This is a genomic window from Marinomonas sp. FW-1, assembly GCF_005222245.1.
Lineage (GTDB): Bacteria > Pseudomonadota > Gammaproteobacteria > Pseudomonadales > Marinomonadaceae > Marinomonas > Marinomonas alcarazii.
On sequence record NZ_CP025987.1, the window covers coordinates 1,268,811 to 1,295,114 of the forward strand.

At 44.0% G+C, this 26,304-nt stretch carries 21 protein-coding genes; 13 read left to right on the forward strand and 8 right to left on the reverse strand.

Going from position 1 to position 26,304, the window contains the following annotated elements; genetic code table 11:
- The first annotated feature begins 96 nt into the window (after positions 1-96).
- The 9 genes from hsdR (at position 97) to C1X04_RS06050 (ending at position 10,847) form a co-directional block, all read left to right on the forward strand.
- Positions 97-3,636 (forward strand): type I restriction-modification system endonuclease, encoded by a 3,540-nt coding sequence (hsdR, locus tag C1X04_RS06010; protein ID WP_217495000.1) that lies wholly within the window; start codon positions 97-99, stop codon positions 3,634-3,636.
- 96 nt (positions 3,637-3,732) lie between these two features.
- Positions 3,733-5,367: an N-6 DNA methylase gene (locus C1X04_RS06015; RefSeq protein ID WP_137169432.1), complete on the forward strand. Its 1,635-nt coding sequence runs from the start codon at positions 3,733-3,735 to the stop codon at positions 5,365-5,367.
- Positions 5,364-6,860, forward strand: coding sequence for a restriction endonuclease subunit S (locus tag C1X04_RS06020; RefSeq protein ID WP_137169433.1), 1,497 nt, complete (start codon positions 5,364-5,366; stop codon positions 6,858-6,860). The genes C1X04_RS06015 and C1X04_RS06020 overlap by 4 nt, the downstream gene beginning before the upstream one ends.
- A 53-nt stretch (positions 6,861-6,913) precedes the next feature.
- A complete protein-coding gene (locus C1X04_RS06025) occupies positions 6,914-7,771 on the forward strand; it encodes a hypothetical protein (RefSeq protein ID WP_137169434.1) in 858 nt (285 codons plus the stop codon).
- 302 nt (positions 7,772-8,073) lie between these two features.
- A complete protein-coding gene (locus C1X04_RS06030; RefSeq protein WP_175404907.1) occupies positions 8,074-8,523 on the forward strand; it encodes a hypothetical protein in 450 nt (149 codons plus the stop codon).
- Positions 8,524-8,535: 12 nt separating this feature from the next.
- A complete protein-coding gene (locus C1X04_RS06035) occupies positions 8,536-8,913 on the forward strand; it encodes a hypothetical protein (RefSeq protein ID WP_137169436.1) in 378 nt (125 codons plus the stop codon).
- Entirely contained in the window at positions 8,903-9,571 is a 669-nt protein-coding gene (locus C1X04_RS06040) for a hypothetical protein (RefSeq protein ID WP_137169437.1), read from the forward strand. The genes C1X04_RS06035 and C1X04_RS06040 overlap by 11 nt, the downstream gene beginning before the upstream one ends.
- Before the next feature lie 96 nt (positions 9,572-9,667).
- Entirely contained in the window at positions 9,668-10,591 is a 924-nt protein-coding gene (locus C1X04_RS06045) for a viperin family antiviral radical SAM protein (RefSeq protein WP_137169438.1), read from the forward strand.
- Between the two features lie 10 nt (positions 10,592-10,601).
- Complete coding sequence (locus C1X04_RS06050; protein WP_137169439.1) at positions 10,602-10,847, forward strand: hypothetical protein; 246 nt, start codon at positions 10,602-10,604, stop codon at positions 10,845-10,847.
- Positions 10,848-10,857: 10 nt separating this feature from the next.
- On the opposite strand, the gene C1X04_RS06055 is transcribed toward C1X04_RS06050, so the two are convergent.
- The 4 genes from C1X04_RS06055 to C1X04_RS06070 form a co-directional block, all read right to left on the reverse strand.
- A complete protein-coding gene (locus tag C1X04_RS06055; protein ID WP_137169440.1) occupies positions 10,858-11,163 on the reverse strand; it encodes a nucleotidyltransferase domain-containing protein in 306 nt (101 codons plus the stop codon).
- Entirely contained in the window at positions 11,160-11,573 is a 414-nt protein-coding gene (locus C1X04_RS06060; RefSeq protein ID WP_137169441.1) for a nucleotidyltransferase substrate binding protein, read from the reverse strand. Before C1X04_RS06060 ends, C1X04_RS06055 begins: the two co-directional genes overlap by 4 nt.
- 78 nt (positions 11,574-11,651) lie before the next feature.
- Positions 11,652-12,506, reverse strand: coding sequence for an inositol monophosphatase (locus C1X04_RS06065; protein WP_110571634.1), 855 nt, complete (start codon positions 12,504-12,506; stop codon positions 11,652-11,654).
- Positions 12,507-12,616: 110 nt separating this feature from the next.
- Positions 12,617-13,606: a 2-hydroxyacid dehydrogenase gene (locus C1X04_RS06070; protein WP_110571635.1), complete on the reverse strand. Its 990-nt coding sequence runs from the start codon at positions 13,604-13,606 to the stop codon at positions 12,617-12,619.
- A gap of 319 nt (positions 13,607-13,925) precedes the next feature.
- Here C1X04_RS06070 and C1X04_RS06075 point away from each other — a divergent pair, with 319 nt between their 5' ends.
- A complete protein-coding gene (locus C1X04_RS06075) occupies positions 13,926-18,212 on the forward strand; it encodes a PAS domain S-box protein (protein WP_137169442.1) in 4,287 nt (1,428 codons plus the stop codon).
- 103 nt (positions 18,213-18,315) lie between these two features.
- Positions 18,316-19,629 (forward strand): PAS domain-containing methyl-accepting chemotaxis protein, encoded by a 1,314-nt coding sequence (locus C1X04_RS18750; RefSeq protein WP_137169443.1) that lies wholly within the window; start codon positions 18,316-18,318, stop codon positions 19,627-19,629.
- A gap of 68 nt (positions 19,630-19,697) precedes the next feature.
- Here C1X04_RS18750 and C1X04_RS06085 read toward each other — a convergent pair whose 3' ends face one another.
- From C1X04_RS06085 to C1X04_RS06100, 4 genes are all read right to left on the reverse strand, one after another.
- Positions 19,698-20,153 (reverse strand): MarR family winged helix-turn-helix transcriptional regulator, encoded by a 456-nt coding sequence (locus C1X04_RS06085; RefSeq protein WP_110571638.1) that lies wholly within the window; start codon positions 20,151-20,153, stop codon positions 19,698-19,700.
- Positions 20,154-20,278: 125 nt separating this feature from the next.
- Entirely contained in the window at positions 20,279-21,598 is a 1,320-nt protein-coding gene (locus tag C1X04_RS06090; RefSeq protein ID WP_137169444.1) for a TRAP transporter large permease, read from the reverse strand.
- Positions 21,591-22,094 carry a TRAP transporter small permease gene (locus tag C1X04_RS06095; protein WP_110571640.1) on the reverse strand — a complete coding sequence of 168 codons (504 nt, stop codon included), beginning with the start codon at positions 22,092-22,094 and terminating at the stop codon, positions 21,591-21,593. Before C1X04_RS06095 ends, C1X04_RS06090 begins: the two co-directional genes overlap by 8 nt.
- 23 nt (positions 22,095-22,117) lie before the next feature.
- Positions 22,118-23,152: a TRAP transporter substrate-binding protein gene (locus C1X04_RS06100; RefSeq protein WP_110571641.1), complete on the reverse strand. Its 1,035-nt coding sequence runs from the start codon at positions 23,150-23,152 to the stop codon at positions 22,118-22,120.
- Between the two features lie 328 nt (positions 23,153-23,480).
- Here C1X04_RS06100 and C1X04_RS06105 point away from each other — a divergent pair, with 328 nt between their 5' ends.
- On the forward strand, positions 23,481-25,049 hold the full coding sequence (locus C1X04_RS06105; protein ID WP_137169445.1) for an acyl CoA:acetate/3-ketoacid CoA transferase: 1,569 nt from the start codon (positions 23,481-23,483) through the stop codon (positions 25,047-25,049).
- A 30-nt stretch (positions 25,050-25,079) separates the two neighbouring features.
- Positions 25,080-26,282: a thiolase family protein gene (locus C1X04_RS06110; protein ID WP_110571643.1), complete on the forward strand. Its 1,203-nt coding sequence runs from the start codon at positions 25,080-25,082 to the stop codon at positions 26,280-26,282.
- The last annotated feature ends 22 nt before the right edge of the window (positions 26,283-26,304 follow it).

Below are 26,304 nucleotides of genomic sequence, written 5' to 3' on the forward strand. Positions count from 1 at the left end.
GATATTCAGCCTTCAGGGATTCCGCAAGTTGAATTGTCAGGGTAAACTGACAAACCAATATGATGACATTAGGCGCTGAAGGGACTTTAGAACGCAATGACAATAACTCAATCTAATTTTGCTTTTCTAAAAGGTCACAACGACTTTCTACTATCTATTGCCCAAGCCGCTGAAAATAACTATCCAGACGATCCCAACACCACTCTAGTCAAACTGCGTATTTTTGGTGAATATGTGGCGAATCATCTTGGTAAGATATTTAACATCGAACCACAAGACACCCAGTTCAAATTGCTCGCTGAAATTCAAAAGAAAACCAACATAGATGAAAGCATCATCAATGTCTTTCATAAACTGCGCACCATTGGTAACGATGCGGTACACAAATACCACAATGACCTAAACGATGCAGAAATGTGCTTGCGCTTGGCGTTTCGTTTGGCGCTTTGGTATTACCGTTTAACAAGTAGTGACAGGGACTTTGCTGCGCCACTGTTTCAATTACCAAGCAAGCAAAATTCGCAAGCCTATCAGCAAGAAATCGCTGCGTTAAAAGATGCCCTAGCACAGGCAGAAAAAGCAGCTGAGCAGCAAGAGCACAAAAGCCAAGCGGAAATAGACGCCCAACAGCAGGCACTGAGCGAGCTACAAGGTCGTTTGTCTGTGTTAGAAAGTGATAAGCAAGAAACCCAAGCACAAAGCGAAGCGCGCATTGCCGCGCTAGAAGCCCAGCTCAAGGCCAAAGAAGATGAATTAGCCAAGTTGAGCGAGCCTGACCGTAATATCTTCTACAAGTCCACCGCCAAACAGGCCAGCCAAACTCCTCTTAATTTGGATGAGCAAGAAACACGCTACTTGATCGATGAGCAACTGCGCCTTGCAGGCTGGGAAGCGGACACTCAGAATCTCAAATACAGCAATGGCACACGCCCAGTTATCGGTCGCAATATGGCCATTGCCGAATGGCCAACAGGCAAAGACGAAACAGGTAAGGTGGGCTTTGCCGATTATGTTTTGTTTGCAGGATTAATCCCCGTTGGTGTGGTGGAAGCCAAGCGTTATAACCAAGACGTAGCCGATAAACTCAACGAAGCTTACCGCTACAGCAAACACTTTGATTTACTCACCTATCGAGAAGAGCTTAGCAAGCGCGCTGCGAACGACGAGCAAATGATGGCCGCCGTCAGTGAGTTTAAAATCAATGAATACAATGCCACGGGCTACCAGATACCTTTTTGCTTTTCCGCCAATGGGCGCGGCTACAGTGCCGCCGTTAAAAGCAAAAGTGGCATTTGGTATCGAGACACACGCCTTGCCACTAACCAGCCAGACGCTTTACCGCAATGGCTCACCCCGAAAGAGCTACTAGATAAGCTAGAGCAAAATACCGGGCAGCTAAATAACTGGTTTGCCACCCACCAAGATATGAGCGAACTGGGGTTGCGCTACTACCAAGAAGACGCCGTGCGCGCGGTGGAAAACGCCGTGGTGTCGGGCAAGCGTAGCGCTTTATTAGCCATGGCAACGGGCACAGGCAAAACCCGAACCGCCATCGCCATCATGTACCGCATGATTCAATCCCAGCGTTTCAAACGAGTGCTTTTCTTGGTTGATCGTCGCTCGTTGGGCAACCAAGCCATTGCTTCCTTTGACGACACACGGATTCAAGAGCAAAGCTTTAACCGTATTTTCAACATCAAAGGCCTGACCGATCGCTTCCCAGAAGACAGTACCAAGATCCACGTTGCCACCGTGCAATCACTGGTGAAACGCGTACTGCAAAGTGACGAATTTATCCCCGTGGGTTTGTACGATGCCATTATCATAGACGAAGCCCACCGTGGTTATATTCTGGATAAAGAGCAAACCGAAGGGGAGCTTGCCTTCCGCGATCAGCAAGACTACATTTCGGCTTATCGTCGTGTGATCGATCAATTTGATGCCTTTAAATTGGCGCTCACCGCCACACCAGCGTTGCACACCACAGAGATCTTTGGCCGGCCGATTTTTAACTATTCTTACCGAACCGCCGTGATTGACGGCTATTTAAACGACTATCAACCGCCGATTAAGATCAACACCGAACTGAACACCAAGGGCATTGCCTTTGCTAAAGGGCAGCAGGTACAGCGCCTGACGGTGAATGGCGACTTACAGCTCGATCAGCTAGAAGACGAACAGAACTTCGAAGTAGACCAGTTTAACAAGCAAATTATCGCCCCCAGCTTTACCCAAGCCATTTGCCAAGAGCTGACCAACTGGCTTGACCCAAACGGCCAGCAGAAAACCCTCATTTTCTGTGTGAACAACGAACACGCGGATGCGGTGGTCATTGCGCTAAGAGAAGCCTTTAGACAATCTGGCAATCCGGCATTTGCCAACCTAGCACACAACGCCATTATCAAAATCACCGGCAATTCAGATAAAGACGCCAACAAGTTACAAAGCCTGATCACCCGCTACGAAAAAGATCGCTTACCGAATATTGTTGTCACCGTAGACCTGCTTACCACAGGCATTGATGTGCCCAGTATTTGTAATTTGGTGTTTTTACGCAAAGTGCGCAGCCGTATCTTGTACGAACAAATGAAAGGCCGTGCCACACGTTTGTGCCCCGACATAGGCAAAACCAACTTCCGTATTTTTGACGCTGTGGACTTGTACCGCACGCTAGAATCCGTCGACACCATGCAAGCCGTGGTGGTGCGCCCAGAGGTCAGTCTGACTACCTTGGTAGCGGAAATCAGCGACGACAAGGCTTACGAGCTGATCGAAAGCAATGATCAATCTTTTGCTCAAAACAGCCACGAACAGTTGGTGTCTAAACTCCAGCGTGTCATTACCCAAGCCAATTACCAAAAATTGCGCAGCCGAGACGTAGAGCAACAGATCCAAAAACTCGACGAACGCTTGAAGAACGTCACCCGTTGCTCTTTTGCGGAACTGGGCAAAACCTTAAAAAGCCAAGGGGCGCGGATCTCCGCTCAGCACTTTGCCGAGCTGCCTAACTTGGTTGAACAAATTGAAGACTTAAAACGCACCCTAAACAGCCTGCGTGACCGCCCGATTTTTACCGACATTGCCGACAAGGTGATTGGCGTGGAAACCCTGTATGGTGATTACAACCAGCCAGACGACTTTTTGGATGCCTTTGATCGCCTAGTGAAAGACAACGTCAACCAACTGGCTGCGCTCGATGCAGTAGTTAATCGGCCACGAGATCTCACTCGTAAAGGGCTGGTGGAGCTGCAAGAATGGTTCGACGCCAAGCGCTTTGACGAATCCGCCTTGCAAACCGCATGGAAACAGAAAACCAACCAAGACATTGCCGCCAAACTGGTGGGGCACATTCGTCGTGCCAGCATGAAGAACCCACAGCTTTTGCCTTTTGATGTGCGGGTCGATCACGCCCTAGAAAAGATAAAAGCCGAGCGCGACTGGAATGCCGTGCAAGTCAAATGGTTAGACCGTCTTGCCAGCTCCATCAAAGATAAAGTCGTGCTGGACGACGACGTGTACAAAATCGGCAACTACCGACGAGACGGCGGCAAACGCCGTTTGCAAGACGCCCTAGACAACGAGCTGGACGAAATTCTGCAAAAATTTAACGAGTACATCTGGGACGAACTGGCCTAGGTGGGTATCATACCCGCCCATTATCCTCTTAATGCGCTTTAGCCCAACATGGCAAAAGCGCCCTTATTTACTAGTGCTACAAAATAGAGACATTTTATGAACAACAACGAGCTGGTCGCCAAACTCTGGAAGCTGTGCGACAACCTACGCGATGGTGGTGTGTCCTACCAAAACTACGTGAACGAACTGGCTTCCTTGCTGTTTTTAAAAATGTGCGAACAAACCGGGCAAGAAGTGGATCTGCTGCCCGAGGGCTACCGCTGGAAAGATCTAAAAAGCAAAATCGGCATCGAACAGCATAGCTTTTACAAAACCTTATTAAACAAGCTGGATGGTGACCATCACGCCATCGTCCAAGCGATTTTCCTTAATGCCACAACGACTATTACCCAGCCCGCCCAATTGACCGAACTGATCGATAACATGGACAAGTTGGACTGGTACGACAACGATGGCAGCGGCAAAGGCCGTGACGACTTTGGTGACATGTACGAAGGCTTGCTACAGAAAAACGCCAACGAAACCAAATCTGGCGCAGGGCAATACTTCACGCCACGCCCCTTGATTAACGCCATTGTGAAGCTGATGAAGCCGCAACCGCGCGAGATCATCCAAGACCCTGCTGCAGGCACAGCAGGCTTCTTGATCGAAGCCGATAAATACATTAAAGATCAGACTAATAACTTAGAAGACTTGCCCGACGACATCCAAACGTTCCAAATGGAGCGCGCTTTTATTGGTCTTGAATTAGTCCCCGAAACCCGCCGTCTTGCCCTAATGAACTGCTTGTTGCACGACATCGAAGGCGACAGCGAACACGGCGCTATTCACCTTGGCAACACCTTGGGTGCCGATGGGGAAGACATTCCCAAGGCTAACCTTGTGTTGTCTAACCCGCCGTTTGGTAGCGCGTCCAGCAGCAACGTTACCCGTAAATTTGTTCACCAAACGGGCAATAAACAATTGTGTTTTATGCAGCATATTATCGGAACGCTGGAACCCGGTGGCCGCGCCGCTGTGGTGATCCCCGATAACGTTCTGTTTGAAGGCGGCAAGGGCACCGACATTCGCCGCGACCTAATGAACAAGTGCAACCTGCACACCATTTTGCGCTTACCCACGGGCATTTTCTACGCCGCTGGGGTGAAAACCAATGTGCTGTTTTTCCAAAAAGGCACCCCAGACAACCCACATCAAGACACCCACTGCACCCAAGAAACGTGGGTGTACGACATGCGTACCAATATGCAAACCTTTGGCAAACGCCGCATGCTCACCGAAGCCCACTTTGATGCCTTTATTGCTGCCTACGGGGAAGACGCCAACGGCCAATCACCACGGGAAGAGGGCGTCTATAAGCAACTGGGTGAAATCGAAGGGCTGAGTGAAGAGGAAGGTGTTGATAACGCCCGCTGGCGCAAATTCAGCCGTGACTACATTCGCGAGCAAAAAGGCGACAGCCTAGACATCGCATGGCTCAAAGACCTCGAAGCCAGCAACTCGGAAAACCTGCCCGAGCCAGACGTATTGGCAGGCGAAGCCATGGCGGAACTCACCGAAGCCATGGGCGAACTCTATCAACTGATGCAAGCCCTCGGCGCCGACGACGAAGCCGAAGCGCAAAAGCAGCTTTTAGAGCAAGCCTTTGGTTTAGAAGAAAAAGTCGTAGAGCAGGGCAAAGAGCAAGGCAATAAAAAAGGCCAAGGTGAACTATTTGGAGGCCAAGCGTGAGCGAATTGCCGAAGGGGTGGAGTGAGGCTTGCTTTGATGAGGTTTTAGAGTCTATTTCTAATGGAATATCTAATAAACAAAATCAAGAGCAATCAGGTATACCTGTTAGTCGCATTGAAACTATAGCTAAAGAGAAGTTTGATTTTTCTAAAATTGGCTACGTTGATGGCTTTGACGAAGAAAAACTTCCAAAGTATCGAATTAATAAAAAAGATATTTTGTTTAGTCATATTAATAGTCCAATACATTTAGGTAAAACAGCTATTTTTAATAGCGATAAAGAACTATTTCATGGCACAAATTTGCTTCGATTAGTTGTGAACAATTCGCTGTATAAGCCTGAACTATTTAATTATTATTGTAAATTCTACAGAGCTATAGGCGGTTTTGTCTCTATAGCACAACATGCGGTAAATCAGTCATCTTTAAACCAGAAAAAGTTAAAAGCTTGCACGCTACCTCTCGCCCCCCTAGCCGAGCAAAAACGTATCGTCGAAAAACTGGATCAAGTCTTGGCACAGGTGGACACCATCAAAGCCCGCCTCGATGACATCCCCGCCATCCTCAAACGCTTCCGCCAATCCGTCCTCGCCGCCGCAGTCAGTGGGAAATTGACCGAAGAGTGGAGGGTAAGAGAGACTTTAATTAATGCGGTTGATGAAATTGCAGAAACCTTCTCGAAGAAAAAAGGCAGATTAAAACTGCGAGGTAATAAGTTTTCTTTTAACGATATTAGCCTAATTGATTTACCCACGTCGTGGTGTTGGATTGAGAACTATAAATTGGCGCGGGATTCATCAAATGCTATTTGTGCAGGCCCGTTTGGTACAATTTTTAAAGCAAAAGACTTTAGAGATGAAGGTGTACCAATTATCTTTTTGAGACATGTTAAAGAAATTGGCTTTAATCAAAGAAAACCGAACTTTATGGATCGAGAAGTGTGGAAAGCACAACATCAAGATTACAGTGTATATGGTGGTGAGTTACTCGTTACTAAATTAGGGGACCCACCTGGTGAATGTTGTATATATCCAGAAAATTTTGGAATATCTATGGTAACTCCAGATGTACTTAAAATGGATGTTGATGAGCTGTCAGCAAATAAAAAATATTTGATGTTTTATTTTAATTCTCCAATGTCTACGGAGATAATTGAGAAATTAGCTTTTGGAGTAACTCGTCTAAGAATTGATATTGCTATGTTTAAGGGTTTTCCTGTTCCTTTGCCCTCTTTGAAAGAGCAAGCCGAAATCGTTCGCCTTGTGGATCAATACTTTGCCTTTGCCGACACCATCGAAAAACAAGTGCAAAAAGCCCAACAGCGCGTCGACAAACTCACCCAATCCATCCTCGCCAAAGCCTTCCGTGGCGAACTGGTGCCGCAAGATCCGAACGATGAACCCGCCGACCAACTGCTCAAACGCATCGCCGCCGCCCGCGCCGAAAGCGAAGCCCTTGCCAAGGCCGCGAAGAAAGTTGGGAAGAAAAAGTAAAAACAACCAATATAAATAATCTAATGAGAACTACATGCCTTTAAGGATGAAGAATGAGTAATGAAGCAATGAATAATAAAAAAACTGATACTATAAATGGAAGTTTTACATTGTCAGAAAGCCCTGATGAAAAACTTCAAGGTGAATTCATAGTATCTAAGTCAGTAAATAAAATAGGTTTTTTTTCAAAATACATCACTTTAAACCTAATACTTAAAATTATTCCTATTCTTGTGATGTATGCTGGTGTTTATGGTTTTGCTTATCAGAAAGGTATGGTCTCTGAAATGGGGCTGGAAAACGTCGATTTCAATTACGAGATAAAAGAAATTTATTTTTTCGCTTTTCTAGGTGTTGAGAAAATAGCAAGTAATTTCATTAAGATTAATTATATTCCTGATCTTGAGAAAATATTTTTTATGGCAGGAATGTATGGTTTAGCAGGGTTTATTTCTCACTTTTTTATTAGTAAAGATAATTTAATAAAAAACTATATGAGAAAAAAAGACATAAAGTTTTTTTCATTGTTTAAAATGGTAGTTGAATCATGGTGGATTTCCACTCTTATTTGGAGTGGTATTGGAGCTATTTCTAGTTTTGTTTTTCAAATATTCCTAAAGTTTTCTCTTGCCATAGCTTTTTTTCTTCTCTTATTTCCCGGGTTTGTAGGGTTTTGGAATGGGACTGACTACGTTGAAAAATTAAAAATGGAAGAAGATATTTGCGTAATCCCTGAAATGAATAAAGAGTATGAAACTTTAACAAGATTTTGCCCTAAGTTAGTGGTAAAAGGACAAGCTTTATGGGGTGAAATCGTTTTATCAACGAGTAATGCTTATTTCTTAAGAAAAAAGGCTATTTTGCTTATGTTTCTAAGAAAGAAGAGTCTTGTGCTTTTTCCTACTATCTAGGACCTATTAACCAAGAAGACCAAGGTGAAAAAAATGAAAAGAAAGCTTTACCGCTTGATCCTGCTATAGAAAATATTTGTTTCAAAAAAACGGATGTTGCAAAATTAACGAATTCATAAATACCTTTTAAGGACGAAATTTTTATGTGGTTAATAAGTAAGAAAATACTCAACGTAATAGACCTTATAGTTGGACATCTTGCCTCTTTTGTTATGTCTCTTTTTATATGCTTTTTTACTGTTCTCCTCTGTTTTGTGAGCTTTTACTTCTTTTTTTATCTGCCGTTCGATGGAAACTTAAGTTTGAATGAGTTGGATAATCTTGAATTGTTGGGCTTTTTTCTCTTCATCGTTGTCTTGCGTCGTTTTTTTGTTCGGAGTGGGTCTGTAGGTGAGTCTTTTAGTGAGATTGTAACGAGGTATGTCGTTATCTCGGCTGGTGCAGCTGCGTTTTACCTAACGGTGAGTTGTTTATTTCTCGTTTTCTTTTTTAAAAAAGAGCAGCTTGGCGTTAGCGATTATCAAGAAAATGATTTCTATTTGATCTTTTTTGTTGTGTACCTCGTGGCTCTTTATGCTTTGACTCCGCTGCCTAAGATAGAGTGGATTCAGGCCATTAAAGATGATTACAACGCTGAAATGAAAAAAGCAGAAGAGAAAGAAAAACTTAAATCTGCAGAAGAGCAAGTTGATTTTTTCACCGATAGTGAGGGTAATACTCACACTGATTCGATGAATACTGATAAACAATAAAAGGATTTTGGTATGACTAAAAATAATCGTTTGATATGGGGTTTATTAGCTTTGGTACTGAGTAGTAATGTGTTTGCTGATGGTGATATTCCTATTAATAATAGTGGTTCACTTCTTGTTAGCGCTTGTCGAGAGGTCATTGAAATCTACGATAAGCGTGGTAAAGCCGAGCTCTTAGCGGGTCAACGTACTTCTTTAAACGAAGGCATTAAAGCTGGCTACTGTATTGGAGCTACTATGCAATTCTTAGTGCACAATCATGGCTGTAGCAGCTATACAAGTTCTTGGTATCAATTGGCCGAAAGAATTGCTCATTCAAACTTAACTGAATCGCAACTCAAATATAAGAACTCAAGCTCTATTTTGAAGGCAGCATACTGTGGAACCTAACTACTACAGCATTCCCGATGCGCTGAGGTTTTTATTTGGCTCAGATATTTTGAGCCAAACGCCCTCTCTAAGAACTAAGGCGAATTCCTTTTTGCGTAATGGCTTGTTGAGTTCTCAATCTGAGCTGATTGTTCATAAAAACAACAATTCTATTCCAGAAACTGAATTGGATACCTTGTTCAATGCTATGTTGTTGAGTGCTGTTTTTGCCGATTCAAAGGAAGTGAAGGCGATTTTCTGTGAGCCTACGAAGCGCCAGCAATGTGCGGAGATAGTGAAAGCCATGTTCATTCGTCAGCATTCGCTGGCAGGCATTGCGCTTTCAAGTAGCGAGGCAACGGCTTTTGTTTCCTGCCTAGAAGGGGATTTTGACCTCAGGGCGGCGCGTTTGCCGAATCCGTTTAAAACCTTGCCTCAGGTAACGCTTGGCAGTAATGGTTCTTTGCTTCGTGTTTTGTTGGCTCAAGCGGCGGTGCTTGAGCCGATGGACAGTATTCTAATGAAATACTTAGATGGTGAGTGGCTTGAGGCTCAAGCTTTGATCCGTCAATTGGATACGAATGTAGCGGGTGTTGCCGAGCTAAAGGCTGAGATAGATAAGAAAATCCATGAAGCGGAAGAGGTGGATGACCTTTTGGATTTTATGCTCAAGCTTTAATTTTTCGTAGAAAAGAAAAATAGATTTAGAAAAAATCTATGTTGTGCAGTGCACAAGTTGAATCTGGTTTCCGTTGACAATAAACGGAGGTTCAACATGACGGCACTTACTTCAGGAACACATACAACAAGCACTGACCTTGTCATCAATTTTCACATGACAGAAAGCTGCAACTATCAGTGCAGCTACTGTTACGCCACTTGGGATGATTTAGAAGCGAAAAATGAGCTTCATCGTTTGTCAGGCCAAGTGGAATCCCTTCTCCAAAATCTTGCTGATTATTTTTTACAACCTAATCCACTACAAGCTGAAATGGGTTATCAGAACGTGCGCCTCAATTTTGCTGGTGGTGAGCCTATGTTGCTCGGTCAGCGTTTTCTGGATGCTGTTAAGTTTGCGAATCGGTTAGGTTTTCGCACGTCTTTGATTACCAATGGGCATTATCTTACTGACGATATTTTGGATGAATTAGCGCCTTCGTTAGATGTGTTGGGGATGAGTTACGATACCGCGGATCATGCTTTGGCGCAGGGTATTGGCCGTGTTGATCGCAAGAAACGTTGGATTGACGCTGAACAATTGGTGCAGATGTGCGCCCGTTATCGGTCGTTGAATCAGACTGGGATTTTAAAGCTGAACACCGTGGTGAATTCGGTGAACTGTGATGACAGTTTACTGGATTTAATAAACGAGATTCAGCCAAATAAATGGAAATTATTGCGTGTTTTACCGGTACATGATCATCAGCTGACGATTACTCAGGATCAGTATAAAGCTTATGTTCAGCGACATGCTGCGCTATCTAGCATGATTGTCGAAGAAGACAATCATGCCATGACGCATACGTATTTGATGATCAATCCAGAAGGGCGTTTTTACCAAAATTCCGATGCGGGCAGCGGTTATATCGTCAGTGATTCTATTTTGACTGCGGGTGTCGAACAAGCACTGAGTCAGGTTCCTTTTAATGTCTCTGGATTTAAGCAGCGTTACGAGCTTATTCCTTCGGTGATGGTGTGAGGAGGAATGTATGGCGATTAAAATAAAAGAGCATGATGTCATTCCTGATCATATACAGAAGAAAGCGTGGAAAGAAATATATCGGCTCATTGCAAATGAAACGAGGTTACGAAAATGGAAGGCTTTGCGCTGCCAAAGAGGGATGTTTCGTTTGAAGTTAAATCGTAGTTATCGTCTTGTTGTTGCCAAAGAAAACATACGAACAGGCGCTTATGAGATTATGAAACATTCCACTTTTGATAAGCGTTTTAGCTAAACGTAGAACGTTAGACGGTATAGATTACTACCCCAGATTCTCGAATCTGTGCTAACAAGGCTTGGTTGGTGAGGTTGTTTTCATCCACCAAGTCGATCAGATATGGGCTGTTTAAATCGTCTAATTCAATACGAAGAGTGGGGATGATGTCCGATTTTCGTGTTGAAATAGACAGGTCTATGTCTGATCCGTTGCGAAAGTTTCCTGTGGCGCGGGAGCCAAACAGAGTCACTTTTTCAATGTCTGGATACTTTGAAAAGGTCTCTGACATTTTTTCCAGTAATTGATTTGGAATACCGTATTGGGAAAGTGTCATAGGGTGGACAGTTTTTCTTTGAGTTGGATGAAGCAGGCGTTATAACTTTCTCGTACCTTTGAAAATTCGGTTTCAAGAATACTGGCATCGTAGGCGTGTACTGTTTTGTTTCGGCTTTCGATCATGTCCATCCATGTTTGACCATCTTTAATTAGGCCAATGTTAAACGCCAGTCTTGTGGCGGTTCTTGATCCTGTAATGTTCTGATGACCTTCGTATTCTAGATAGTCTTTTAACACCTTCCATGCAAGTTCGTGAGTGAATTCGAATCGCTGTAGAACGCCTTCTTTTATGATGTTTGGCGATTGTTCGTCGTAGGCTTCGACGGCTTCGTTGAGTTGCAACAACGCTTTTTTATAATTCTCAAATCGCTGCTTCCAACGTGCTGATGGTAGATTTTCTTCGGTCATGCCCTTGTTATCTCTTTTGCCTATATATTCTGGCATTATGCCACAGATTGCGTTGAGTAAAACTATGGGGCGTTCAGCCTATTTCCTAAAATGTTCCGCCAACGCTTGCCACTGTTGTTCTGACTGGGCGGCGAGCATTTCGCCGTCGAGCATAGTTGGGCGGTACTCTTGGCCGTCGAGTGTTCGGCATATGCCGCCCGCTTCGGTGTGAACCAGTACGCCTGCGGCGTGATCCCATGGCAGCATTTTGTAGGTGAGGCTGAAGTGAAAGTGGCCTTGGGCTATTTGTCGGTAAGCAGGGCAGGAAGGTAGGTTGTTGATACGCACAAAGCGGCTTGCTTTTAAGGCAAAGTCTTGTTTTTTCTGACCACTATAAGAGTTTACCGACATTATGCCGACGAGTTTATCTAGCTCGGGTTCTGCGGTGATCTTTAAGGCTAGCGGCGCTTGGCTGGGTGTTTGATGCTTGCCTTTTTCATTCATGGCGGTGTGTTGGAAAAACGCGCCTTCGCCACGATTGGCATAAATCCAGTCGTCGTTTACTGGGTCGTACAGCAAGCCAAAACGTGTGACGCCTTTTACGACCACGGCGAGTATGATGCCAAATTCAGATAATCCGTGGGCGTAGTTCCAGGTGCCGTCAATAGGGTCGATGATGACGCAGGTGTCTGCCGTCGCTATTTTGTCTGTGGTCGATGGGTCTTCGGCAACGGCTTCTTCTCCGACGATTTCCCAATTAGGAAAGGCCGCCTGAATTTCTTCAGTGATGAATGCTTCGCTGGCTTTGTCGGCAATGGTGACAAGGTCCGTTAGGCTGCTTTTGGTTTCTACGTCGGCGGCGCTAAGCTGACGAAAGTTTGGCATGACGATCTCTTGGCCTGCTCTACGGACAATGCTTATTAGTCTTTCTTGAGTTGGTTTATCGAGGTTCATCTTTCGTCACTCCTTTTGTACTCTCCAAGTTCGCAAATTATACGTGATCAGAGTGATGAATGGTTTAGTGTATCTTGATTATTATGTGATCTTTTTGTTACGACTCAGCCCTATGCCAATTGCCTTGTTCCACTGCTGTCGCTTTGGTGGTGCAGTAAGTTGTCGACCGTTGTTTCGGCGATGTGGTTCAGCGCTTCGATAGTGAAGTAGCCTTGATGCCCAGTGACGACGACGTTAGGGAAGGTGAGCATGAGTTGGAAGACGCTGTCTTGGATGATGTGGGATGACATGTCTTCGAAGAAGATTTTGTTTTCTTGCTCGTACACGTCTAAACCCAGATAACCAATTTTTCCACTGTAAAGTGCGTCAATGGCTTCTTGTGCGTGGACCAATGCGCCTCGGCTGGTGTTGATAATCATCACACCGTCTTTCATCTTTTCTAAGCTGTCTTTATTGATTAAGTGATGAGTCGAAGGGTTCAAAGGACAATGCAGGCTGATGATGTCGCTTTCTTGGTAGATTTCATCGAGTGTGATGTATTGGCAACCTAGGTCGATAAGCGCTTGTGACGGATATAAGTCATAACACAACACCTTGCAGCCAAAGCCTTTCATGATGCGACAAAATGCTGCGCCGATTCGTCCTGTGCCGATACAGCCAACGGTTTTCCCTTCAAGGTTGAAGCCCATGAGCCCTTCAAGGGCAAAGTTGCCTTCTTTTACGCGATGATAGGCGCGATGCGTTTTGCGGTTTAACGTCATGATAAGTGCCACGGCGTGTTCAGCAACGGAGGTTGGGCTGTAATCTGGGACATGAAATACCTTGATGCCTTCCGCTTTTGCTGCGTCTAGATCGACGTTATTGAATCCAGCACAACGCAGGGCGATGGTTTTTACACCTTGTTGCTTTAAAAGGTGAATGACTTCGGCATTAACATCGTCGTTAACGAAGCAAGATACCGCATCAAAACCTTTTACTAGGCTAATGGTTTCCATGCTGAGTCTACTTTCGAAGTAGCTCATGGACATGTTTTTATGCTCCGCGTAGGAGGATAAGGTTCTTTTGTCGTAGGGCTTGCAAGAAAAAACAGCAATATTCATGAAAGTCGATCCTGTCGTTTTATTTGAGAAGAAAACGCGCCTAAATAGTGTGAAAAGGATAACGTAAAATTATGCGAGTTGCTTTGTTTGTGGAATAAACATTGATTCAAGACAATAAAACGCCTAAGTGCTTTGTATGGTTTTACCTGTTTTTCAACGATAATTTATCTGAGATAACCCATGTTTTATTTTGTGTTTTTGGTGGTAATTTTCTCAATATAAGTTATTAATTAACTTGCAACTTATTGTTGCTGTATTTGATTATTCGCTTCTGTGGTTTTATCCAAGCATGAGGTGAGTTTGTGGTCCGGAGGCATAAGTGCAAAGAGTATCATTTGAGTCTATTTTTAATCGCTGGGTTCTTATTACGTTATTGCTGACGATCACTGTTGCTCTTGCTATTGCTTACAAAGTTCATGAAGACAACAAAGTACAGATTAATAAAGCGGCTTTAGAGGCAGCGAATACTCTACAACGGGAAGTACAGACTCGCATTGAGCTTTATCAATATGGCTTGCGAGGAGCCAGAGGGGCAATACTAACTACGGGTGAGAATTTGATTACTCGCAAGATTTTCACTCTGTACAGTTTAAGTCGTGATGTTGATGTTGAGTTTCCTGGCGCTAGGGGCTTTGGTTTTATTCGTCGCGTAACACCATCAGAAGAAAGTGCCTTTGTTGATCGTGCGCGTAAAGATGGCTGGCCTGAGTTTTCTGTTAAGTCACTAAACCCCAATTTTAACGAACGATACATTATTCAATATATCGAGCCTGTTGATCGAAATCGCCAAGCGGTGGGTTTGGATATTGCCTCTGAAAAAAACCGGCGAGAAGCCGCAGCGTCTGCTTTGTATTCAGGAGAAGTTCGTTTAACAGGTCCAATCACTTTAGTGCAAGCGACAGGTAAGCCGCAACAGTCCTTTCTTATTCTTATGCCCATTTATCATGGCGGCAGCACGCCTTTGACACAAGCAGAGCGTCTACAGAAGGGTTTTGGGTGGAGCTATGCCCCTCTGATAATGGGTGAGGTGTTGAGTGGTTTGCCAGTAGATGTTGAAAAGCTTCATTATGAACTTTGGGACATTACGGATTTGGACGAACCTGTTCAATTCTACGGCAGCAGTGTATCGGGCGTGGCGGGTTATGAACAGGTCCAAACAACAAAGGTATATGGGCGTGAATGGAGAAGCGTATTAAGAGTCACGCCTGCATTCATTCAATCGTTGCGTTTACCCAGCCCGGTTGATTTTTTGTCGATTGGGTTATTAATCAGTTTATTACTGACAGTTGTTGTGGTTGTTATACGTCTGTATATCTTGCGAAATCGAGAGGTGATGACACACCAAGCTAGAATTTCGGCCGTTGTTGAAAGCTCCGCAGATGGTATTGTTAGCTCAAATATGGACGGAGAGGTGGTCAGCTGGAATAGCGGTGCAGAACGAATTTTAGGCTACTCCAAGGAGGAAGCGATAGGTAAGAATGTGGTGGAGTTGCTTGTGCCCAATGAACTTCGATTTGAGGCTTTGAAGGCTATTGCGACTTTAAAAGAGAGTAAGGAGCCTAAATCCATTGAGACGCGAAGAACCACCAAGTCTGGTACAGAGATTCCAGTGTCTATTACTTTATCGCCTATATTAGATGCAAATAAAAAGGTTGTCGGTGTTTCAAAAAGTATTCGTGATATTTCAGAGCGTAAAAAAGCCGAAGCCAAAATTTTTGAATTGAATAGCAATTTGGAGAGCCAAGTAAAGGCGAGAACAGCCGAGCTAAGAGAGCTAAATTTATTGTTAAGTGATGTCTTAAGTGCCTCCTCAGAAGTGTCTATTATTGCGACAGATTTGAACGGTGTGATTAAGTTATTTAATAAAGGGGCTGAGCGCATGCTTGGCTATTCGGCTGATGAGGTTGTCGGTAAGCTGACGCCTGTTGGCTTCCATGACGAAATAGAAATCGACAAACATCGTATTGACATATTCGAGGCAACAGGTGAAACGGTTTCTGACTCCCTAGATGTACTGATTCACCACGCTTTACAAGGCGATTTCGAAAGCAAAGAATGGACCTATATACATAAAGACGGCAGTACACGTCCGGTCTCTTTGGTTGTCACTCTGATGAAAGGCGGTGATAACAACACTGTGGGATATCTGGGGATGGCGATGGACATCACCGAGCAGAAGAGTAACCAACAGGCGTTGATATATACCAGAGACCAGTTGCTGTTAGCGGCAGAAGCGGCGCAGCTAGGTATCTGGAGTCTAAATATTGCTGATGATGTTTTGGAGTGGAGTGATTTGATGCTGTCTATGTATCAGTTTCCACTTTCTAAAAAAGATGAGGGCATTACTTATGATGAGTGGTTCGATCGAGTCCACCCAGAAGATCGAGATACCGTCACCGCAGCGTTAAAAGATGTGATAGATAATAAGGGCTCTTATGATGTTGTGTTCCGCATCATCTTACCGGATGGCAGTATCCGCCATATATTGGCCAGTGCTATTTTGCAGAAAGACAGCGATGGGCAGGTAATGAAAGTTACCGGCATTAATCGAGACATAACCAAAGAATATGAGTTAGAAACATGGTTACGTAAAGCCAAAGATGAAGCTATTGCGGCCAATGTCGCTAAGTCGAACTTTTTGGCAAATATGAGTCATGAAATACGCACCCCCATGAACGCGATTTTGGGTATGTTACACCTTGTAAAGCGCACGCCACTGACAAATCAGCAAGATGATTATATTTCTAAAGCGCAAATTTCTGCGAAATCATTATTGGCTTTGATCAACGACGTTTTGGATTTTTCTAAAGTCGATGCGGGTAAATTAGAGCTTGAGAAAGCACCGTTTGAAGTTGAAGCCTTGTTGTGTGAATTATCAACTGTTTTGTCTGGCAGTTCGCTCGGAAAAAATGTTGAGTTGATTTTTGATATTGATAGGGGGATTCCGGCCTTTCTTGTCGGTGACAAATTACGTCTTCTACAAATACTTATTAACCTAGTCAGTAATGCTGTGAAGTTTACTTTAGAAGGCAGTGTGGTGTTGAAAATTCAGCAACAACCAGCAGAAGCGGGTGTAGTTCGTCTAACGGTATCTGTTCAGGATACTGGCATTGGTATAGCAGAAGACAAGTTAGACTCGATTTTTGAGGTGTTTTCGCAAGCAGAATCTTCCACTGCACGCCGCTTTGGGGGCTCAGGGTTAGGTTTGGTTATTTCGCGTCGCTTTGTCGAGTTAATGGGAGGCTCATTACAAGTAGAGAGTGAGTTAGGTAAGGGCAGTCGTTTTTATTTTACGGTTGATTTGCCGATATCTGATATTAAGCCGGAATTACCTTTTAATAATATATCCAGCAAGCCGTTACAGGTTTTAATTGTTGATGAAAATGTGGCAACACAAGCGATTTTCACACGGATGGCATTTGGTCTTGGGTGGACAAGTAAAAAAGCGGAATCGATTCAGGGTGCTATTGTATTGCTGAGAGAATCGCTCGCCGCAGGTGATAAGTACAATGCCATTTTACTCGATACGAAAACATCAGACTTTTTGGGTCAAGAAAGTATTAACGAAGTAAATTCAATCTTTCCTGATACTGACCGTGCGCCAAAAATCATTTTATTGTCTAGCGCAATAAATGATCAATTAGATAATAAATTTGAGTGTATTTCTGGGTCTTTATTAAAGCCCGCAACAGTAAGTCAATTGTCAGAAACGGTTTATCAAGCTCTTTCAGGTGATGCATCCTCGTTACCTGATCGTTTGAGTAATGATTATGGTGGCGGTAATTTAATTGGTGTGAAAGTTTTGTTGGTTGAAGATAACGCTTTCAATAGACAAGTGGCCACAGAATTGTTGGCTATTGAAGGCGCTGTTGTGACAGTGGAAGAAGGCGGTTTAGAGGGTGTTGCAACAGTACTCAATCATGATGTGGGGGCATTTGATATTGTGTTGATGGACATGCAAATGCCCGGTATTGATGGCTTAGAAGCTACGAAGCAAATACGTAAGGATACAAGGTTTGCATCGCTTCCAATTATTGCCATGACGGCCAATGTTTCGGAGTCAGACCGTCAAGCCTGCTTTAGAGCGGGGATGAATGACCATATTGCCAAGCCTCTGGATATAGACAAAATGGTTGCCTGTATTCTTAAGCATACTAACACTCGAGATGAGCTTGTTACGCAGGAAGACGCAAAAGACTCTGTGGTTGAGCCAACCGAGAAAAGCACCCCGACAGTTGAGTTAAGCGATTACGAGGATATTGAGTCTATTCTAAGTCGATTTGGCGGCAGCATAGAGCTTTATAACAGTGTTATCGAGGGCTTTACTCAAGAGTCAGAGGATTTATTAGCAAAAATAGCTCAAAGCGTTGAATCCAGAGATCGGTTAGCGGCAGCAGAGACCCTCCATACTTTAAAAGGGGCGTCTTTGACTATGGGATTACAGCGTTTCGCCAGTCAGGTTTTTATATTCGAAAAAACCTTAAAAACGACAGAAGATAATGCCCTCGTAGAAGCATGTTTATCTTCCATTGATAGCACAGAATTGCGGGCTCAGTTGCAAGAAGAAATGGCTATTATTCTGCAAAAAATGAGTGGAAAAAGGTGAATTATTGAAAATTTGATCTAAGCTATTTCAATAGATTGCTTGTTTCAACCAGCTTAATCTTGATAACGCTGATCTATTTATGAGCAGATTCTAGGAGAGATGAATGTTTAACAGTAACTTAAAGAGTGAACTTAAGGTTATCAAGGAAGAGTTAAACTCTCTTCATCAGATAAAAGACAGCCTAGATCAAGAAATGCTGGTTATTACTCTGGATACCGACGGGTTAGTGAAATCAGTTAATAAAATGTTCACGACAGAGCTTGGCTTTTCTAAAGAAGCGATTGTCGGAAGAAAGTTAGCAGATTTGGTGCCTGTCTACTCGCGAAAAACTGAGCATTATAAGGCGTTTATGAATGCTATAAAAGAAGTGAGACATTGGGCTGGAGCCTTGGAAATTGAAAAAGAAGACGGCTCTGAATCATGGTTAAGAGCCGTGTTTCAGCCCATTCTTCATGGTGAAACAGGTAAGCTAAAAGAATACTCTCTATATTGTAATAACTTAACACGGACTATCACGAGCTCCCGCGAAGATGAAAATATTATAGCGGCATTGCAACGCTCTACTGCGGTGATTGAATTCGATATGAGTGGGCACATACTAGATGCAAATGAGCTTTTTTTGCGTGGTATGGGCTATAAAATCGATCAAATAAAAGGCAAGCATCACAGGATGTTTTGTACTGCTGAAGAGGCGAATTCTGATGCTTATACCGCTTTCTGGGCACGTTTAAATAAAGGCGAGTTTGTTGCCGATCGTTTTCAACGTATTGACAGTAGAGGCAATACTGTTTGGCTAGAAGCGTCATATAATCCCATTTCCGATGTACATGGCCGGTTTTACAAAGTCATTAAGTTTGCCACTCTGATTACAGATTTAGTGAATCGTGAATTGGCAGTATCAGAAGCAGCAGATATTGCTTATGCCACCTCACAGCAAACCGATTCTAGTGCTAAAAAAGGTAATCAAGTGGTGAGTGAAACCGTGGCCGTGATGCGCCAACTATCCGAGCAAATGGCTGAAGCCGCGCAAGGGATTTCAGAGTTGGATGCTCAGTCTCAATTAGTTGGTTCCATTATTGAAAGTATAAGAGGGATTGCGGATCAGACGAATTTATTAGCACTAAATGCCGCAATTGAAGCCGCTAGAGCGGGAGAGCAAGGTCGAGGCTTCGCGGTTGTAGCAGACGAAGTTAGACAGTTGGCATCACGTACCAGCTCTGCAACAGAAGAGATTGTTGGGGTGGTTGGAAAGAACCAAGTGCTTGCCGAAAAAGCCGTTGCCCTGATTAATAAAGGCAGAGAACAAGCGCAAAAAGGGTTGGCGTTATCTAATGAAGCGGGTGAGGTTATCGTCGAAATACAAGATGGTGCTAAACGTGTTGTCGATGCTGTTGGTCAGTTTACTAATAAACTTTGATCTGTATTTAAGCAAAAGAATATTAACAAAGGCCAACCTTATGGGGCGTTCAGAGTTGGCCTTTTTAATTACTTAGAGAGCGTATCTAGCGTTTTTAATAGCCAATCTAATTCATTCTCACCATCAAGACGTGAAGCCATTGCTTGTTCATGTTCCATGACTCGTTGACTGATTTTAAGAAAAAACTCTTCACCATGCGGTGTCATAAAAAGAGCGTAGGATCGACGGTCATTAATGGCTGGTCTACGTTCAATAATGTCCATTTTTTCGAGCTTATCGACTGCGGCTACCATGGCAGATCGATCATTGCCTAATGCCTGAGCGACGGCTGTTTGGGTTAGCCCTGGGTTTCGTTCAACGATCGCGGCTATGGCAAACAAGCCTGGGCTGATACCAAGATCTGAACAGACCTCAGAAAATTTTGTGAAGAAATTCATTTGTGCGCGACGTAAGCGATAACCAACCAAGTTATTGAGTATGCCAAAGTCTACGGGTTGGTCTATTTTTTTTGTGTCGTTAGCCATGAGTGTCTCAGTTCTTAGTCGAATAATCCGTTATTGTAATATAAAACATGAGTTTGGTGTGAGTCTAAACTATTGGGGATTATATCAAAAAGGCGTAGGTGCAATGTGCACCTACGCCTTTTTTATTACCCTATTAAGTGAACGAGTCCGAGGGTAATACTAGGGAAGAGTATAAGTAATGCGACCCTAATAAAGTCTGAGATTAGGAAAGGAATAACCCCTTTGAAGCAATCTTTGAGCTTTAGGGCATCATCGAACGATTTTATAATAAATACGTTCATACCGACGGGTGGTGTGATTAGCCCCACTTCTACAACGATCAAGGCTAAGATACCAAACCAAAGTCCTAAGTCTGCTTGCGGTATGCCAAAATCCATCGCCATTATCATGGGGAAGTAAATTGGAATTGTCAGCAAGATCATTGCTAAGCTGTCTAAGAAACAGCCCATAACCAAATAGGTAAGCAGCATGCAGACCAATATGGTATATGGCGACAAACCGGAATTTTGTATAAGTTCAACCCCTAAATCCGGCAAGCGGGACAAAGCAATAAAGACACTAAAAAGGTCTGCGCCTAGCACAATGAAAAAAATCATTGCAGAGGATACAGCGGTCCGTATTAAGCAAACCAATAGGCCATCCATTCGCATTTTGCCATGAGTAAAGGCAAGAATGGCGGTTAAAATGACACCAACGGAAGCGGCTTCTGTTGGGGTGAAGATCCCCATGTAGATACCGCCCAATACGATCAAGAAGATTGTCGTGATGTGCCAAACATCTTTGGTTGATTTGATTTTCTGGGCAAATGTCGTTTTTGGGCCACGAGGGCCAGCGTCAGGGAAAATTCGTACATAAACCGCAATAGCAAGAATGTAACCACCAGCGGCTAAAAAGCCTGGAACGAAGGCGGCAATAAACATTTTTGAGATATTCTGTTCGGTCAGTACGGCGAAAATAATCAGCACCATGGAAGGTGGGATCAATATGCCTAACGTTCCGCCAGCTGCCAACGCACCAGCCGCTAAACTGCCAGAATATTTCAGGCGTTTCATTTCTGGTAAGGCAACCTTGCCCATAGTTGAGGCCGTGGCTAAAGACGAACCACAAATAGCGCCAAAGGCGGCACAGCCTGCAATCGCTGCCATGGCAATACCGCCACGTTGGCGACCAATCCAGGTGTTACAGGTGCGGAATAGTTCCGCGGTGATACCAGATCGTGTTGCTAATTCGCCCATTAATAAAAAGAGTGGAACAACAGAAAGGTCGTAAGTGGAAAATTTTGCGACCGGCGCAGTGCCCAAATATTCTAAAAGGGCAGGTACACCACCAATAAGAGCGTAACCAACAGCACCACAAACCAACATAGTTAAGGCGATAGGAATACGAATACTCATCAGAACCAGCAGTACAGCCATCATTAAAAAGGCCAGTTCTACATTACTCATGATTACCTCCACACAAGGTGGTAGACAGCTTATAAAGACCACATAGGCCACAAAGTATCATGGATACAACGCCTACAATAAAGGTCCACCAAGTCGGCAACTCTAGAAGCATACTTTGTTCTAAATACTCCTTTGCCTCTAAGCCGCTTAGGCTCATACGGTAGGCAAAAACAAAGGCCACTATGGTGAAAACTACGTCACTGAAGGTATCTAAAAACCGTAAAGTGCTTGGTTTGCAGTTTGCGGTAAAGAGGTCGACGATGACATGACCCTTGCGCAAATAGCATTCGGGTAAAAAAAGAAATACGGCCATTGCCAGACCCATTTCGGTAATTTCATAATCGCCTACTATTGATTGCCCTATGGTTGACCTACCAATGATACTGGTGACGGTTATCGCCGCCAGTATCAACATGATAAAGCCACCCGTTAGCGCAAATAGAGACGATACGCGACCTAGATAAGATCGGTGTATATCTGCATTAAATTTGATCATGCTAACTTATCCGATTGGCTGGCTTATAAGTCTTCGTATTTCTTGATAAGAGCTCTTGTTTTATCGAGAAGGCGTTGTCCTTCGTAGCCGTCGTCATTCATGTCTTCAACCCATTTATCGACAACCGGAGCCATTTTTTCTTCCCAGCGTTGATGCTCGGCACCTTCGATGTAATCGAAAGTATTGCCACGATCTACCGCATATTTACGCGCGAACACTTCATAGTTATCAAAAACCTCACCAATGTGACCTGCTAATTCTACACCTGAGTTGTTGTCGATCACTTTTTGTAGGTCAGCTGGCATGCTGTTATAGACCTTTTTATTCATCGTAAAGGCGAAGGTATTTGAATATAAGCCTTTGCCTTTAAATTCAGTATGGTGTCCAACCAATTCATGAATCTTCATCGGTAGAACCACTTCATAAGGTAGCACAGCGACATCAATGACACCTTTAGAAAGCGCGCTTGGCATTTCTGGTACAGGTAAAAATACGGTGTTAACACCAATGGCACTGAATGCTTCAGACATGTATTTGTTTGGCGCGCGAACTTTTAAATCCTGTAAGTCTTCTAGGCTTTTAATTCTTTTATCGCGAGAATGAAGAGAGCCTGGAGTGTGTGTATGAACCGCCAACAGATGAACGTCTTTTAGTTCATCTTGCATTTCGGTTTCTGCATATTCTTGTAGAGCCATACTGGTTGCTTTGGCTGAACCTGGGATAAACGGCAGTTCAAAAGAGGTCATTTTAGGGAAGCGTCCAGGAGTATAGCCTGCGACAGTCCAAGAGATATCAACGATACCTTTACGTGTTTGATCAAAAAGCTGTGCTGGTTTACCGCCTAATTGCATAGCTGGATAAATGTCAATTTTAATGCGGCCATTGGATTCTTCTTCTACTTTTTTCGCCCAAGGTTCCAAAAAATTACTGTGCGCATTGGATGCAGGAGGGAGCATGTGGTGCAGCTTTAGGGTGTACTCAGCGTCAGCGGCTAAAGCATTGATAGACATCATAGAGCCCACCATAAAAGCGAGGCTTGTCATTTGGATTTTTTTCATTTTGTTCACCTTGTATTTTTTTTGTTATTTATTGTTTTTCACTTTTAGATGACGTGATCGGGATGCTCCATCATGCTCATTGATCCTGCCAGTATTTTTTGCTTTTTATCTCTCTATCTAAAGAATAGGTTAGTTTTGACATGAATAGTTGGGGTTTTCAACAAAACTCCTCATAGAATTTTTACACAAGGTATTCAAAAAAAGTAACGTGCATAAAAAATGTTTGTAAAAAAAATAGTTGTAATGTACAACATAATTATTCCTGACAAGTTAAAGTCGACGAACTAAAGCCCAACTAAATAAATATAAAAGAGATGTGAGGGTAAAAATGAGCAAGGTTATTTCTTTAGCGCAAGCTGCTGAGTTGATTCCTGATGGTGCCAATGTTGCCTGGTCTACAGTGGGTATGTCTTATTTTGCTGAGGCTGTCGCTAAAGCCGTTGAGCAGCGCTTTATAGCAACGGGCCACCCACAGGCTTTAACGTTAATCCATGACTGTGGTTGTGGTAACGGTAAAGACGCAGGCATGTCCCGAATGTCCTACCCGAATTTAGTGAAACGCCTGATTTCTGGGCACACAGGCCAAGCACCCAAAATGGCGCAAATGATTTCAGATAATGCCATTGAGGCCTATTTGCTTCCTCAAGGTGTATTGACCACTATGTGGCGTCAAATAGCAGGCAATAAACCTGGCGTGATCACCAAGATTGGTATGGGAACCTATGTCGATCCTTTAGTAAGTGGTGGTAAGGTGACGTCATTAACTAAGGAAGATCTGGTTAAACGCATCAATATTGAAGGCGAAGAGTGGCTTCTCTATAAGAAATTTCCGCTCGATGTTGTCGTGATTCGTGCCACTACGGCTGATGAAGATGGCAATCTATCTGTGGAAGAAGAAGCCATGTTGGCGGAAATCTTGCCAATGGCACAAGCGGCTAAAAACAGCGGTGGTATCGTTATTGCGCAAGTGAAATACATTGCTGAGCGCCACTCCATTCATCCGAAAGAAGTGAAAGTGCCAGGTGTGTTAGTGGATTATGTCACTGTCGCCCCTGCCGAAGACCACAAACAAACCATCACAACAACCTACAATCCAGGTTTAGCGGGTAATTCCCGTGTGCCTTTAAATGCGTTGCCACCAATGCCTTTTAGTGACCGAAAGGTGATTGCTCGTCGTGCAGCGATGGAGTTAAAAGCAAACGCTATGGTGAACCTTGGCATTGGTATGCCTGATGGGGTTGCTGCCATTGCGGCAGAAGAAAAAGTCTCCCATTTATTTACTCTAACGACCGAGCTCGGCACTTACGGCGGTATTCCCGCGTCTGGCGGTGACTTTGGCGCGGCGTGGAATGCGGATGCGATTATTGAGCATGAAGCGCAGTTCGATTTTTATGACGGTGGCGGTTTGGATATTGCCTTTTTGGGATTGGCGCAAGCAGATAAAGAAGGGAATTTAAACGTCAGTAAGTTTGGCCCTAAAGTCGTTGGCCCAGGCGGTTTTATTAATATTTCTCAAAGTGCCAAGAAAGTGGTGTTCTGCGGCACCTTGGTGAATGGCGCTAAGTTGAGCTTCGAAAACGGCAAAATGACCGTGCTAGAAGAAGGCAAGGTGCAGAAGTTTGTCGAGTCGGTAGATCACATTACCTTTAGTGGGGCTGTGGCGCGTGAAAACCATCAGCCTGTGGTGTTTGTCACGGAGCGTTGCGTTTTAGAGCTGCGTCAAGAAGGCATGGTGCTCACCGAAATCGCACCGGGGTTGGATTTAGAAAAAGATGTATTGAGTGCTATGGCGTTTAGACCTGTTATTGCAGACGATCTAAAAACCATGCCGGAAGCTATCTTTGCTGAACAATGGGGTGGTTTGTCTGACATCATGGCGACGGCTAACCAACAGTAAAAAAACAAGAATAAATAAGCGAGAAACCTTATGTCGATCAACAATGTAGAAATTCCTTACGGTGCGTATTGGAGTACGCCATTCACAAAGTGGCAGGGCTCATTACAACATTTACATTCCATGAAGTTTGCTGCGCACGTAGCGAAAGCTGAATTGGCGAAACGCCATATTGACCCCAAGGTGTTTGATTCTGGGGTATTGGGTATGACGGTGAATCAATATCAATCTTTCAATGGTGCGCCTTGGCCTTTGTACGACATTGGTGCGGTTAATACCGCCGGCCATGCGGTTAACCAAGTGTGTGCGACCAGTGCGCGTGGTTTGTTTGCTGCCGCATCAGAAATTGTCTGTGGTATGGCAAATGTGTCTTTGTTGATGACGGCGGACCGCTGTTCTAACGGCCCACATATCTATTATCCCAATGCGAAAGGCCCGGCAGGAGCGTCAGAAGATCAAGTAACTTACAACATGATGAACGACTGTGTTGGTGGTCATTCGATGATGCAAACGGGTGAAAATGTCGCTAAGCGTTTCGATATCACTCGTGAAGAATTAGACACGGTCACTTTCCGTCGCTATGAGCAATATCAAGCGGCTTTGCAAGACGATCAGGCATTCCAGAAACGCTACATGACATTGCCTTTATCTGTACCGACAGCCAATTTCGCCAAAGAAGATAAAGTCATTACGGGCGACGAAGGGGTGTTTCCAACTACCCTAGAAGGCTTGCAAAAACTGAAGCCAATTCAGGAAGGTGGCGTGATTACTTTTGGTAACCAGACTCATCCTGCCGATGGCAATGCTTCCGTTATTTTGTGTCATTCAGAAAAAGTTGCTGAGCTGACTAAGCGTTCTGAAATCAAGATCGAAGTGCTAGGTTTTGGGCAAGCCCGTGATGATTTGGCTTATATGCCAGCTGCACCGATAGAGGCCGCGAAACGCGCTCTTGCCGTGGCAGGCGTTGATATAAAACAAGTGAAAGCCATCAAAACACACAACCCGTTTGCGGTTAACGATGTAGCCTTGGCGAAAGCCATGGACATAGATGTGATGACGATGAACAACTATGGCTGTTCTTTGATTTGGGGCCACCCACAAGGGCCAACTGGCATGCGTGCCATTATTGAGCTTATTGAAGAATTGGTTATCAATGGTGGCGGTTATGGATTGTTCACTGGTTGTGCGGCGGGTGATACCGGCATGGCCGTAGTAATCAAAGTTTCAGACCGCTAATTATAAGGCTAAAGGTAATCCA

Excerpts from the sequence above, each read along its gene's own strand:
- hsdR (WP_217495000.1), top strand. The coding sequence starts at position 97 with ATGACAATAACTCAATCTAATTTTGCTTTTCTAAAAGGTCACAACGAC.
- C1X04_RS06015 (WP_137169432.1), top strand. The coding sequence starts at position 3,733 with ATGAACAACAACGAGCTGGTCGCCAAACTCTGGAAGCTGTGCGACAAC.
- C1X04_RS06025 (WP_137169434.1), top strand. The coding sequence starts at position 6,914 with ATGAGTAATGAAGCAATGAATAATAAAAAAACTGATACTATAAATGGA.
- C1X04_RS06035 (WP_137169436.1), top strand. The coding sequence starts at position 8,536 with ATGACTAAAAATAATCGTTTGATATGGGGTTTATTAGCTTTGGTACTG.
- C1X04_RS06045 (WP_137169438.1), top strand. The coding sequence starts at position 9,668 with ATGACGGCACTTACTTCAGGAACACATACAACAAGCACTGACCTTGTC.
- C1X04_RS06050 (WP_137169439.1), top strand. The coding sequence starts at position 10,602 with ATGGCGATTAAAATAAAAGAGCATGATGTCATTCCTGATCATATACAG.
- C1X04_RS06055 (WP_137169440.1), bottom strand. The coding sequence starts at position 11,163 with ATGACACTTTCCCAATACGGTATTCCAAATCAATTACTGGAAAAAATG.
- C1X04_RS06060 (WP_137169441.1), bottom strand. The coding sequence starts at position 11,573 with ATGACCGAAGAAAATCTACCATCAGCACGTTGGAAGCAGCGATTTGAG.
- C1X04_RS06065 (WP_110571634.1), bottom strand. The coding sequence starts at position 12,506 with ATGAACCTCGATAAACCAACTCAAGAAAGACTAATAAGCATTGTCCGT.
- C1X04_RS06070 (WP_110571635.1), bottom strand. The coding sequence starts at position 13,606 with ATGAATATTGCTGTTTTTTCTTGCAAGCCCTACGACAAAAGAACCTTA.
- C1X04_RS18750 (WP_137169443.1), top strand. The coding sequence starts at position 18,316 with ATGTTTAACAGTAACTTAAAGAGTGAACTTAAGGTTATCAAGGAAGAG.
- C1X04_RS06085 (WP_110571638.1), bottom strand. The coding sequence starts at position 20,153 with ATGGCTAACGACACAAAAAAAATAGACCAACCCGTAGACTTTGGCATA.
- C1X04_RS06090 (WP_137169444.1), bottom strand. The coding sequence starts at position 21,598 with ATGAGTAATGTAGAACTGGCCTTTTTAATGATGGCTGTACTGCTGGTT.
- C1X04_RS06095 (WP_110571640.1), bottom strand. The coding sequence starts at position 22,094 with ATGATCAAATTTAATGCAGATATACACCGATCTTATCTAGGTCGCGTA.
- C1X04_RS06100 (WP_110571641.1), bottom strand. The coding sequence starts at position 23,152 with ATGAAAAAAATCCAAATGACAAGCCTCGCTTTTATGGTGGGCTCTATG.
- C1X04_RS06105 (WP_137169445.1), top strand. The coding sequence starts at position 23,481 with ATGAGCAAGGTTATTTCTTTAGCGCAAGCTGCTGAGTTGATTCCTGAT.
- C1X04_RS06110 (WP_110571643.1), top strand. The coding sequence starts at position 25,080 with ATGTCGATCAACAATGTAGAAATTCCTTACGGTGCGTATTGGAGTACG.